Below are 12582 nucleotides of genomic sequence, written 5' to 3'. Positions count from 1 at the left end.
GCCCGGCCCCACCCTGGTCCCCCACCCCGGTCCCCCGCTCAGCGGCAGCCGTCGACGGCGGCGATCGTACGAGCCGCCTGCCCGAGTGCGGCGCGCAGCACGGCCGGGTCCGTGGTGGCGTCGGGACGCCTGTCGTCCGGCGGCACGAGCCAGCCGGTGCCGACGACGGGCGGCTCCGCGCCCCCCGCGTCCAGCCGGACACCGCGTCCGAACGTCTGGGTGCAGGTGCTGCCCGGCAGGTCCCAGCCGTCAGCGGTGCCGGGCGGTACCAGGAAGCCGAGGGTGTCGCAGCCGCTGTCGTGCAGCACCGGTCCCGAGGCGTCGCCGAGCCGCAGGATGTCCGCGGCCTCCAGTCCCTGCCGGGCGGGCACGGTGACGAGATCCCAGGGGGTCCCGCTCTCCGGTTCCCCGGACCGACTCCGCTCCTGACCCTGCCACCGGGCGTGCTCCTGTGCACGACCCGGCGCACGGTCCCGGCCGTACGCCTGCGCGTGGTCGCCGTACGCCTGCGCGTGGTCCTGCGGATGCCCCTGGGCGGGGGCCTGCGTCCGGGACGGCACACGACGCACGGTCGCCCTCGAACCGCCGCTGTCCACGTCTGCTTCCAACAACGCAACCCCTCCTCCGCACGCACCCCATGGGCCTTCACGGAGTGTTTTCCTCCGCACGGTGTCCAACGCGGGAAGGCGTCAACAGCTACGGCGCAGTAGCGCTGCAAAGGATGGCACTTCATGGCGGATCGCCAACGAGATATCCGTTTTGTAGGCAAACTCAGCGTGTGGACTCCGTCACAGCCGGTACGGTCGTCCCCGCCAGCACAACAGCCCATCACACACTGGCAGCACCGGCAGGGAGAGGTTTCCGGCCATGGCGTCGTCTCCTCCAGCGTCAACTCTTTCCGTACCGGCCTCGTCGGCGTCACTGCCGGCGAGGCCGGCCGCCGCCCGGCCGAACATGGCCTTCCGGCAGCTTCGCGGCCAGCGGTCGCCGGGCGAGTTCGCCTCGGCCGTGCGCCGGGCGGCCCGGGAGATCGGCGAGCAGGTCGCCTGCGACGCCCGGTACATCGGACGCGTCGAGGCAGGGGAGATCCGTTGCCCCAACTACGCCTACGAGCGGGTGTTCCGACATATGTTCCCGGGCCTGGCGCTGACCGGGATGGGCTTCTCGCCCCGCGAGACGGTGCGTGGCAGGGGAGCGCGTGCGACCAGCGGTGCGCCCCCGGCACCCGAGACCTGTACCGACAGCCACGAGGAGAGCGACGTGCTGCGTCGCGCGTTCATCACCAGCGGCTCTGCCGCCATGGCGGCCACAACCCTGAGCTGGACCCCCGCCATCCCGTCGGCCCGCACGCCGGCGTCCCGCCCGCCCGCCCTCGCGGCGCACAACCGCGTCGGCGAGCCGGAGGCGTCGGCCGTCGAAGCGGCGGTGCGCCGTATCCGGCTGCTCGACGACCGGCACGGCGCGGACGGCCTGTACCGGCGCGCGGCGCAGCCGCTGCGCGCCGCGTACGCGCTGCTGGACGCCGGCGCGCAACGCCAGTCGGTGACCGACCGACTGCACGCGGGAGCCGGTGAACTCGCCATTTCGGTCGGCTGGTTGGCCCATGACTCGGGCCGTTTCGCCGACGCCCGCTCGTACTACGCGGAAGCGCTGGCCACCTCACGGGTCACCGGCGACGCGGCCCTGGAGGCGCACGCCTTCTGCAACACCGCTTTCCTCGCTCGCGACGCGGGCCGGCCCAGGGAGGCCGTGCGGGCCGCGCAGGCGGCGCAGCGGGCAGCGAAACAGCTCGCCTCGCCCCGGCTGTCGTCCCTGCTGGCGCTGCGCGAGGCGGGCGGCTGGGCCGGGCTCGGCGACCGGGCGGGCTGCGAGGAGACCCTGCACCGGGCCCAGTCGTTGTTCGGCCGGGGCGCGTCCGGCGACGACCCGGAGTGGATGTCCTTCTACGGCGAGGCGGAGCTGGAGGGGCTGGAGGCGCAGTGCTGGTCGGCCCTGGGCGACTGGGGGCGCGCGGCGCGGCACGCGCGCCGGGCGGTCACGCTCCAAGACCCCCACTTCGTACGCAACATCACGCTCTTCACCACCGAGCTGGCGGGCGACCTGGCCCGCTCAGGGGCGCCGGAGGAGGCGGCGGAGGCGGCCCAACGAGCGCTCGCCCTGCTGGGCCGGGTCCGCTCGGTCCGCGTCCGCGGCATGCTCGACGAGACGGCGCTCGCGCTGCGGCCCCATCGCGGGCTGGCGAGTGTCGGCGCGTTCCTGGACCGCCACGCGCGCGCCGGACAGTCGGCCTGACCCCACGGAAGCCCACGAAATCCCACAGCGGCTCACAGCCCACCGGCGCTCGGCGCGGGACTCCCGGTCAGCGCGGGACGGACTCGACTTCGAGGTGACCGGTGTCGTTCCAGCGCTCCAGCGCCGGCGCGTCGTAGGCCCAGCCCAGAATGGACAGTGAGGCCGGGTCGAGCTTGATGCGGGCCGCGAAGGCCGCCGGGAAGCCGAGCCAGCGGGCGCCGAGCACCCGCAGGATGTGGCCGTGCGCGAAGATCAGGACGTCGCGGTCGGCCGACATGGCCCACTCCACGATGTCGTCCGCCCGCGCCGAGACCTCGGCCATCGACTCGCCGTCGAGAACGCCGTCGCGCCAGATGAACCAGTCGGGCCGCTGTTCCTTGATCTCCGGGGTGGGCAGGCCCTCGTAGGCGCCGTAGTCCCACTCCATGAGCGCGTCCCAGTCCTGTGCCCGGTCGGCGAAACCGGCCAGCTCGCAGGTCTCCTTCGCGCGGGACAGCGGGCTGGTGCGCACCTCGACGCCCGGCAGCCCGTCCCACCAGGGGGCGCGGTGCAGCCGCTCGCCGAGCAGCTTCGCGCCGCGCCGTCCTTCCTCCAGCAGCGGGATGTCCGTGCGGCCGGTGTGCCTGCCGGACAGGGACCACTCCGTCTGCCCGTGCCGGGCCAGCAGAATGCGCGGTGCCATGAGGGACCTCTCGCCAACGCGTCGATGACGCTTCGAGATTTTACGGGTTAGCGGTATTGACCCGATCTGTCCGCTCCATCATCACCCATGCGATCACCGGGCAACCCGGGGGCCCACCGTGGCGTCTTTCCGCTCGCACCCATGGCGACGGGAGGAACGAATACGGGCGAACGTGATGTCGCGGGGCATCCCGGGGCGCTGTCCGTCCGATTTCGCATACACCGTACAGTCGAATGCGCGCCTGTTGGCTGCCTGAACCCATGGAGAGCGTCCGGATGTCCCTCACCGCGCCCCGCACCGGAGTATTGAGCCGACGGCTGCGCTGGTGGACCGAGCTGCCGCTGATAGCCGTGGTGTACGGCGTGTACTCGGTCGGCCGGCTGCTGGCCCGCGGGGACGTGTCCACCGCGGTCGACCACGGCCTCGGGATACTCCACCTCGAAAAGCTGCTGCGGATCAACGCGGAGAGCCCGCTCAACAGGCTGTTCACCGAACACCCCTCGGTGGGGATACCCGCCGACTTCGCCTACGCGGCGCTGCACTACCTCGTGACGCCCGCCGTCCTGATCTGGCTGTGGAAGCGACGCCCGGCCCACTACCGCGTGATGCGCGGCTGGTTGATGATATCCACCTTCATCGGTCTGATCGGCTTCATCCTGCTGCCCACCTGCCCGCCCCGGCTGCTGGCGGCGGGCTACGGCTTCGTCGACACGATGGCGCAGTACGGCTCGTACGGCTGGTGGGGCGGCGAGGCGAGCGCCCCGCGCGGGATGGGCGGGCTCACCAACCAGTACGCGGCGATGCCGAGTCTGCACGTCGGGTGGGCGCTGTGGTGCGGGGTCGTGCTGTGGCAGCTCGGCAAGTCGCGGCTGACGAAGTCGGTGGCGGTCGCCTATCCGCTGTTGATCACCGTGGTCGTGATGGGCACCGCCAACCACTACTTCCTGGACGCGGTCGCGGGGGCCGCCGTCATGGGGATCGGGCTGCTGCTGGTCCGGCCCACGCTGCGGCTCGCGGGGCGGGCGCTCGGACGGCTCGGCGCTCTGCTGCCCGAGCCATGGCGCGAACGGCTCGCGGGGCGGCTTCCCGGCGCGGAGGCCGGGCCCGGCGGGGCGGAAGCGGAACCGGCAGCGGTGGCCGCAGTGGCCGCCTCCACGCCCGGAACCAGCGGTGCGGCCATGAATGTCAGTGCTGAGTGCGAGACTTCCGCAGGTGAACGAATCCCTCGACAGCCGAACCACGGCAGGGGCCCCGGCGCCGACGCCGGAGCCACCGGCACGGACGTCGGCGCCGCCGCCGACGAGGCTGCGACAGCGACTCGCTGAGCTGCGCGGCCCGGCCGTCGCGCCGCGCCCCCTGGACGCCCGCGCGCTCGCCGCGCTGGCCGCCAACCCCGGCTGCCGCCGCCGCGCGCTGCTGGACGGCGCGGGGGTGGACAAGGGCGCGCTGGCGCAGGCGTTGGGCAGTCCCGCGCCCTTCGGCCAGTCGCAGTTCGCCTTCGTCCGCGGCAATGTCTTCGAGGCCCGGGTCAAGGCCGACGGCGGCGCGGACCTGCTGCGGCTGCTGCATGAACGGCTGGGCGGCGGCGCCCCCGCGCCGGAGCCGGACGCGGTCCGGGTCCCCGACCTCGCGGCGGCCGGCCCCCAGGGCCGCGCGGCCCGTACCGCCCTCGCGCTCGAAGAGGCCTGCGCCGGCGAGGCGGAGGGCGGCTGGTCGCTGCTCGACCACCCGATGGTGGCTCTCGACGTGGCCGGCTCCCCCGCCTATCTCGAACCGGACGCGGTCGTGGTCCACCCGGACGGGAGCTGGACCGTCGTCGAGATCAAGTCCTTCCCGATGCTCGACGGCTCGGCCGACTCCGCCAAGGTCGGCGCGGCGGCCCGGCAGGCCGCGGTGTACGTACTGGCGCTGGAGGCGGTGGCCGAGCGGATGTCCAGCCCCTCCCCCGGGCCGCTCCCCGGCGGCGGCCGGGTGCGCCGCCAAGTCCTGCTGGTCTGCCCGAAGGACTTCTCCAACCTGCCGGCCGCCGAGGCCGTCGACGTCCGCAAGCAGCTCTCGGTGACCCGCCGTCAGCTCGTCCGGCTGACCCGGCTGGAGGAGATCGCCGCCGCGCTGCCCGAGGGCACCACCTTCGATCTGCGACCGGCGGACGACGAACAGACCCCGACCCGCCCGGTCGAGGAGCTGACCGCGGCCGTCGAGTCGGTCCCGGCCGCGTACGCCCCGGAGTGCCTGGCCGCGTGCGAACTGGCCTTCCACTGCCGGCGGCGGGCCCGCGAGGCCGGCGCGGTGGAGGCGCTCGGCCGGGGAGTGCGGGGGGAGCTCGGCGGGTTGACGACGGTCGAGGGTGTGCTGGCCGCCGCGCTGGTACGGGCGGGTTCCGGCGCGGCTGCGCGGGCGTCCGAGCCTGCGGCGGGGTCGGGGGCGGCAGTCGCGCCGCCCGCGCTCGACCCCGCTCAGGCCGGCCCGGATTCCCCGACCGGGCCCGTCGACGCCACCGACCCCACCGTCGCCGCGCTGCGGCGGGCCGCCGCGCTCCGGGCCGAGGCGCTCGCCGCCGGGGCACTCGCCGCCGGGGCGGCGGCAGGCGGCCCGGCAGCAGGCGGCATGCCATGAGCGCCGCCCAGAGCCCGCCCCGGTCGCGCCGCGAACAGGCCCGCCGCAGGCCGTCCCGCTACGGACCGCCCCACCGCGAGCCGCCCTGCCGCCGGCCGATCCCCTCCACCTCGGGCCCCGCTTCCGCGGGCCCCGCTCCGTACCCTCGCGCCGCGAACCGTTCCAGCGCGCGCCCGCTCGCCGCGCGCTCTCACCGCGCCCGTCCGTCTCACCTCGCGCGCCCGTCTCACCGCGCCCGTCCGGAGGTCCCATGTCCCTGATGACGACGCTCGCGCGGATGGAAGCTGTGGCGGCGGGGCGCGCGCAGCCCACTGCCACCGTCCGGCACCGGCATCTGTCCGACCGGCCGCTCGCGTTCGTGCCGCTGACGACCGCGGGCGAGGCCGGAGCGCCGCTCGGCGCGCTGGTCGGGACCGAGCGGAAGTCGCCCCGGCTGCTCGTCGTGGCACAGCCGCGCGACCGCGATCTGCGGTTCGCCTTCCTCGCCGAGCTGGCCGAGGCGATGCTGCCGTACCTCGACTCGTACGGCGACGACGTCGAGCTGGAGGAGCGCAAGGAGACCGACCCGGAGACCGGGAAGAAGATCCCGGTCGAGGTCGAACTGTGCGCGGACGCACCGCAGTTGCTGGTGCCGAGCGCGGCGGGCGTGGAGTTCGTACGGCTGCTGGGCCGCTCGATGCGCTTCCGCCGGACCGCCGAGCAGGACCCGGACACCCCGTACCCCGCGCCGCCGCACGTACCGCTGCTCGGCCGCTGGCTGACGCACTTCGGCGAGCGGTCCCGGGTGCCCGGGTCCTCGCTGCTGCTGTCGGCGACCGAGCTTCTGGGCCGTCACTGGGCGACCGGCCAGAGCAATCTGGAGGACCAGCACCTGGGCGCGCTGCTCGCCTGGATAGACCCTCCGCAGGGCGTCTCCGCCGCCGAGGCGGCGCTGCGCGCGGAGCTGGCCCGTGACCGGGACGGGCAGTTGCTGCACCCGCCCGCCGGTCCGGCCACCGACCCCGCGTTCGACAACAAGCTGCTGGCCCCGGCGATGGCCCGGTACGACGCGGCTCGGGCCACCCGGGCGGCGGCCGGAGCGGACACCGGAGCGGATTCCGGTACGGCCTCGCGAGCGGCAGCCGGTACGGCCTCCGCCGTCACTCTGCGCGACGCCGAGGCCGAACTGCGCGAACTCGTGGCCTCCCAACTGCTGCCCACCTGGGACGCCTTGTGGCAGGGCGTCGACCTGCTGCGCGCGCTGCCGCCCGGCGCGCACACCGACGACCGCTGGAAACGCGACCGCTGGTCGTACACCGGGCACCGCGACCGCGTACGGGCCGGCGAGCCCCCGCAGCCCAAGCGGGACGACGCCGTCACCGCCGCGCAGAAGCTCGCCTCCCGCGAGACCGCGCAGGCGCAGCTCGACGCGCAGGAGGCGCTGGACGACCCGCTGGTGATGGCGGCCCGGCGGCTGGCCGGCGAGGCGTTCGCGGGCGAGGTCGTCGAGGTGGAGATGGCCTACAGCGAGGCGAAGGCGCCCCGCCCCCGGCCGCTCGTCACGGTCCTCACGGACGACCGGCCGCTGCTGGCCGAGCGTACGAAGGTGTACCGCGTCACGGCCGACGGCAAGACGCAGACGGCCGAATTCGTGGCGCGGCTGGCATCGGCCGAGCTGTCGGGGCTGTCCGGGCTGTCCGATTCAGCGGCACCGGCGGAGCCCTCCGGTCCCTCCGGCCCGGAGGGACCGGACGCTCTCGTGCTCCGGTTGACGGGCGGGATGGGCCGGGGGAAGGTCCCCGAGCCCGGTTCGGTTCCGGAGAAGGGCGACCGGGTGTGCTGGACCGTTTTCGAACACGCGCCGCGCGGCGGGCCCCAGCTGCCCGACCCCGAGCAGACGCCGTGGACCCACGGCGGCCCGCCCGCCGCCGCCGGCGAAGGCCCCACCGACCCCGGCCGCCCCGCCGATCTCCACGGCTCCAGCGAGGCACCCGGTGCCAGCGGCCCCGTCATTGCGCCAAGTCCCACCGGCCCCGCCGCTGCACCCGGCGCACGCGGCGCACCCGGTACGCCCAGCCCGTCTCGTACCCCCGGCGCACCTGTCCGCGCCGCCACCACCCGTACCGCCACCACCCGTACCGCCACCACCCGTACCGCCGACGCTCCCGACCCCCTGACCGCGGAGGACTTCCTGTGACCGGCCCCCGCCCCGCAGACCGGCCACCCGGCTCCGCGCCGGACCCCTCCGACCGACCAGGCTCCGACCGACCGGGCTCCGACCGACCAGGCTCCGACCGACCAGGCTCCGACCGACCGGGCTCCGACCGACCGGAGTCCGACCGACCGGGCTCCGACCACCCGCGCATCGACCGCTCGCGCCCCGGCGACCCCGGTGCTCCCAGCTCTCCCCGTTCCGCCCACGCCCTCTCCCACGTCCCCGCCCCGGACCCCGCCGAGGCCGCCAAGCGGGCCACCGACGCGATCCTGCACGACACCCTGCACACCGCCCACCGCGGCATCGTCGTCGACTCCCCGCCCGGCGCGGGCAAGTCGACGCTCGTCGTGCGGGCCGCGCGCGAGCTGGCCGCCGCGGGCCGGCCGCTGATGGTCATCGCGCAGACGAACGCGCAGGTGGACGACCTGGTCGAGCGGCTCGCGAGCGCGGACCCCGACCTTCCGGTGGGGCGGCTGCACAGCAACGACCCGAACCCGTACGACCCGGCGCTGGACCGGCACCCGTCGGTCCGCAAGTCGGCGAAGGCGGCCGAGCTGGCCGGGCTGGACATCGTCATCTCGACCGCCGCCAAATGGGCCCACACCAAGAACGTCGAGCCGTGGCGGCACGCGATCGTGGACGAGGCGTACCAGATGCGGTCGGACGCGCTGCTCGCCGTCGCGGGATTGTTCGAGCGGGCGCTGTTCGTCGGCGATCCCGGTCAGCTCGACCCGTTCAGCGTGGTGGGCGCGGACCAGTGGGCGGGGCTGTCGTACGACCCGTCGGCGAGCGCGGTCAGCACCCTGCTGGCGCACAACCCGGAGCTGCCCCAGCACCGGCTGCCGGTGTCCTGGCGGCTGCCCGCCTCGGCCGCGCCGCTGGTCTCCGACGCCTTCTATCCGTACACCCCCTTCCGCAGCGGTACCGGCCCCGGCGACCGGCTGCTGTCCTTCGGGGTGCCGTCGGACGGCTCGGCCGCCGACCGGGTGCTGGACGAGGCTGCCGCCTCCGGCTGGGGCCTGCTGGAGCTGCCCGCCCGCCATACGCCCAGGACCGACCCGGAGGCGGTGGGGGCGGTGGCCCGGGTGGTGCGCCGGCTGCTGGACCGGGGCGGCGCCGCGACGAGCGAGCGCTCGCCGGACCCGGCGCCGCTGACCGCCGACCGGATCGCGGTGGGCACCGCGCACCGCGACCAGGCGGCGGCGGTGCGCGCCGCGCTGGCCGCGCTGGGGGTGTCGGGGGTCGCGGTGGACACCGCGAACCGGCTCCAGGGCCGGGAGTTCGATGTCACGGTCGTCCTGCACCCGCTCTCCGGCCGGCCCGACGCGACCGCCTTCCACCTGGAGACGGGGCGGCTGTGCGTGCTGGCGTCCCGGCACCGGCACGCGTGCGTCGTGGTGTGCCGGGCGGGTGTCGCGGAGCTGCTGGACGAGCATCCGTCGACGGAGCCGGTGCAGCTCGGGGTCACGGTGAAGTTCCCGGACGGCTGGGAGGCCAATCACGCGGTGCTGGCCCACCTGTCCGAACACATGGTGCCGTGGCGGCCCTGACCTGGCCGCCGAGCCCGATACCGCACCCGATGCCGAGCCCGTCAGCCGAGCCCACGGGCGCGCCTGCGACCGCGCCCCCAGCCATGGTCATCCGCCGAGGCGGAGGCGCACTTGCCACGCACGCGACAATGGATGGCGGCAAACGCAGTACTCGGCGTACCGGCACGGCCAACAGCGCCGGAGACGTCGATCAGCGGCACAGAACAGCGGCACGCCAGAGAACAGCGACCCAGAGAACAGCAACAACGAGCAGCAGCGTGACATGCGCGGGAGGTAGCTCTATGTCAGAGCCGAGGCCGGCTCACCAACAACCGGGCGAGGCGAAGCGGCGGATGCGGCCCGTGCCACTGCTCTTCGAACCCCCGGATTCCGTCGCGGACGCCGAGCACTTCTTCGACCTGGAGTCGATGGACGACCCGCGCGAACTGCTGGCCCGTTCCACCGAGCTGACGCTGGCCTTCCGGGCGGCGGCGGACCGTGCGACGGAGTTCCAGGCGATGGCGGCGGCCCAGCTCGCGGACCCCAAGCGCTTCGACCGACTGTCGGCCGCGACCATCGCGGAGCACGCGGAATGGACCGAGGACTACGCCCACCGCATGGTCGAGTTCGGCCGTGACCTGCTGCGCAACGGTGGTGTGACCGGGGACTGACCCCGGCCGAAACCGCCCGGCCCATGATCGATGATCATGGGCCGTTGGCATATGCGGGAGCGCAACATACCCCGTCACGCCCCATCCTGTCCCGATTTCCGGTAATCAGCAGAAACGGAACTGCTGCCACCGGTAGACCTTGATGTCATGAACGACTGGCAACGGCACCAGCGGCACACCGGGCCCCCGGACCCCCGCGACATCTTCGCCCTCTGCGACAGCCCGGATCGCGCCCCCCGCCTCGACGCACCGCTCACCGCCTCGTACGTCACCCTGGCCGGAGCCGACTGGCTCGCCTCCGCCAGTTCGCACCCGGGGAGGATGCACGCGCTCTGGTCGTCCCGGCCGACCGCGCCGAGCGTGCTGCCCTGCGGCACGGCGTTCGACGTGGTCAACGCGCCCGCGTTGTTCGGCCGCCGGATGGTGGACCGGTTATGGTCCGACGGCCCCGGCTCGGGCCCCGTCGCCGCCTACCGCGGCCGGCTGCTGCTGTTCACCGCCCCCGGCACCGCGCAGCGGCTGCCCGCCCTGCTCGACTGGGAGGAGTGGGGCTCCGCGGTTCCGCCGCTGCTGTGCCACGGCACGGGCGACGCGGTGACCGTTCCGGCGCTCTACCCGGTGCGGCCGACCCCGCGCTCGGAGCTGCCGCCGCCGGCCCCGCAGCCGGCCCGCGCGGAGGACCCCGACGCCCCCGGCGACCCCGGCGACGAGACCGCGACGGCAGCGCGCTGGCTGGTCGCGCCGGACGTCCGCCACCCCTGGCTGCCCGGCTCCGAGGTGATGCTCTGGGCCTGCGTACGGGCCGCCCGCACGGCGTGCGAGGCCGAGCCCGCGCAGGCGCTCGACGCGGACCCGGCTGCCCCCGCCGCCCCCGCCGACGCCGTCGCGACCGACGCCGTCGCGACCGACGCCCCCGCGCCCGTCCGCCCGCCGGCTCACACCCTCGCCCCCATCTGAGACATATCGCTGGGCCATTTCGCTGAGACGTATCGCCGCGACATATCGATTTTCCCGCTTACCGATCAGGATGCTAAGGTTTTCCACGTCAGCAAGCGCCGCTAGCTCAGTTGGTTAGAGCAGCTGACTCTTAATCAGCGGGTCCGGGGTTCGAGTCCCTGGCGGCGCACAGACAGACGAAGGCCCCGCACTCCGGTGCGGGGCTTTCGTCGTTGACGGGGGACTCCGCAGCGCCGCCCGCACGGCCACCCCTCGACGGCTACTCCTTGACGACCTTCACCGACCACGCGCCGTCCGCCGTCCGCCCGTTGACGGTAACCCGCAGCCCGTCCTCGGCGGATTCGAGGCTCTCGCCGATGCCGAGCGGTGCGTCCGCGAGCGGCGGATAGACCGACGAGCCCCAGCAGGCCCCGCTGTCCGGATGCCCGTCGAGCACCTCGACCGGGCCCGCGCCGGACGCGGCGTCGCTGCGTACCCGGTAGATCAGCACGCCCTCGCTGCACGTGCCGACGTCGTTGCCGACGGCTCCCCGCGCCTCGATCGCGATCACGCTGCCCCGGCCGGTGCGGACCACCACGAGCTTGGTGGGCGGCGCCCCGGGAGCCGGGGGCGCGGCGAGCGGGGCGATGGTGTGCAGGCCGATGCCCGGCGTGCGCACGCAGTCGATCTGCTGCCCGCCGAGCCAGCCGACCTTCCACTTGTGCCAGCCGAACGGGTCGGGGGCCATCGCGAACTGGCTTCCCATGAGGTCCCAGTCCCCGACGTGGGTGTCCCAGTCGCCCTTGCCGTCCTCGGGCCGGTGGTACAGATCGGGCAGGTCGAAGACGTGGCCGGTCTCGTGGGCGAGCACATTGCGGTCCGGCGGATGCTGCTCGAAGACCGTGACGATACGGCGCAGGTCGGTGTCGTCGACCCGGATCGGCCGGTCGAAATTGACGACCTTGGTCGCGTCGGAGTCGACTCCGGGCGCGTTCGGGTCGGCGATGAGATAGACGATGTCGTAGCGGCTGAAGTCGACCGAGGGGTCGGCGGCGGCCACCGCGTCCCGCAGATACCTGCCCCGCAGCCCGGCGTCCCAGTCGCGCTGTATTCCGTACGAGGTGGAGGCGGCCGGCATCGAGGTCCACTGCCGCCGCGGGTGCTCGCGGAGCCGGAACCTGCCGTACGAGGCCCGGTCGAAGAAGGCCGTGGTGTCCGGGTAGTAGTCGGCGGCCAGCTCGTCGGGGGTGGTCGCCGGAAGCGAGTCGGGGAACGACAGGAAGAGCATCAGCGAGTCGAGGACCCGGGCCGGGCGCGGATAAGCGGGGTTCCAGCTGTCCAGGCCCTCCGAGTGGTGCGCCTCCGTGCGCCGCAGGGCGCAGGGGTCGACGGAGGCGGCGGAAGCGAGCGGGCCCGCGACGACCGAGGTGGCGATCAGGGCGCTGAGCGAGGTCAGCATCGCGGCGGCCCGGCGCAGGCGTGTCCCGTCCACCCTCTCGGGTGTCGGGGGACTCGGCGCAGCGGTCTCGCCGGTTCGATTACGGGACACCTGACACACTCTGTTCTGTTTTAGCGCCCTATGCCCCTTTCCATTCACCCGGTCGAGTGAGGGCCGAAGCGCCACGCCGGACCACAGAACGTCACAATCAATCACCGGCTTGC

9 protein-coding genes, 1 tRNA gene and 1 pseudogene are annotated in these 12582 nt (G+C 74.2%); 8 read left to right on the top strand and 3 right to left on the bottom strand.

Going from position 1 to position 12582, the window contains the following annotated elements; translation table 11 throughout:
* Positions 1-38 precede the first annotated feature (38 nt).
* Entirely contained in the window at positions 39-371 is a 333-nt protein-coding gene (locus QMK28_RS34140) for a hypothetical protein (protein ID WP_443050509.1), read from the bottom strand.
* 583 nt (positions 372-954) lie between these two features.
* On the opposite strand from QMK28_RS34140, the gene QMK28_RS02495 reads away from it, so the two are divergent.
* The gene (locus tag QMK28_RS02495) at positions 955-2292 is read left to right on the top strand and encodes a hypothetical protein (protein ID WP_326435276.1); all 1338 of its coding nucleotides are present in this window, start codon (positions 955-957) and stop codon (positions 2290-2292) included.
* Between the two features lie 67 nt (positions 2293-2359).
* On the opposite strand, the gene QMK28_RS02490 is transcribed toward QMK28_RS02495, so the two are convergent.
* The gene (locus QMK28_RS02490) at positions 2360-2974 is read right to left on the bottom strand and encodes a histidine phosphatase family protein (RefSeq protein WP_326435275.1); all 615 of its coding nucleotides are present in this window, start codon (positions 2972-2974) and stop codon (positions 2360-2362) included.
* Positions 2975-3249: 275 nt separating this feature from the next.
* On the opposite strand from QMK28_RS02490, the gene QMK28_RS02485 reads away from it, so the two are divergent.
* The 7 genes and pseudogenes from QMK28_RS02485 (at position 3250) to QMK28_RS02455 (ending at position 11110) form a co-directional block, all read left to right on the top strand.
* The gene (locus tag QMK28_RS02485; RefSeq protein WP_326435274.1) at positions 3250-4299 is read left to right on the top strand and encodes a phosphatase PAP2 family protein; all 1050 of its coding nucleotides are present in this window, start codon (positions 3250-3252) and stop codon (positions 4297-4299) included.
* Positions 4187-5590 carry a hypothetical protein gene (locus QMK28_RS02480; protein ID WP_443050501.1) on the top strand — a complete coding sequence of 468 codons (1404 nt, stop codon included), beginning with the start codon at positions 4187-4189 and terminating at the stop codon, positions 5588-5590. The genes QMK28_RS02485 and QMK28_RS02480 overlap by 113 nt, the downstream gene beginning before the upstream one ends.
* 250 nt (positions 5591-5840) lie before the next feature.
* Positions 5841-7541 (top strand): annotated as a pseudogene (locus QMK28_RS02475) (hypothetical protein); the annotation flags it as partial.
* A 509-nt stretch (positions 7542-8050) separates the two neighbouring features.
* Complete coding sequence (locus QMK28_RS02470; protein WP_326435289.1) at positions 8051-9334, top strand: AAA domain-containing protein; 1284 nt, start codon at positions 8051-8053, stop codon at positions 9332-9334.
* Positions 9335-9615: 281 nt separating this feature from the next.
* Positions 9616-9984: a hypothetical protein gene (locus QMK28_RS02465; protein ID WP_326435272.1), complete on the top strand. Its 369-nt coding sequence runs from the start codon at positions 9616-9618 to the stop codon at positions 9982-9984.
* 147 nt (positions 9985-10131) lie between these two features.
* Positions 10132-10941: a bifunctional DNA primase/polymerase gene (locus QMK28_RS02460; protein ID WP_326435271.1), complete on the top strand. Its 810-nt coding sequence runs from the start codon at positions 10132-10134 to the stop codon at positions 10939-10941.
* A gap of 95 nt (positions 10942-11036) precedes the next feature.
* A tRNA-Lys gene (locus QMK28_RS02455) sits at positions 11037-11110 on the top strand.
* Between the two features lie 90 nt (positions 11111-11200).
* On the opposite strand, the gene QMK28_RS02450 is transcribed toward QMK28_RS02455, so the two are convergent.
* Positions 11201-12379, bottom strand: a complete 1179-nt coding sequence (locus QMK28_RS02450; RefSeq protein WP_326435288.1) for a M6 family metalloprotease domain-containing protein — start codon at positions 12377-12379, stop codon at positions 11201-11203.
* Positions 12380-12582: the final 203 nt, after the last annotated feature.

Source organism: Streptomyces sp. H27-D2 (assembly GCF_035828615.1).
GTDB lineage: Bacteria > Actinomycetota > Actinomycetes > Streptomycetales > Streptomycetaceae > Streptomyces.
Note: the sequence above shows the minus strand (reverse complement) of the source record. Positions and strands in the feature narration are given on the sequence as shown.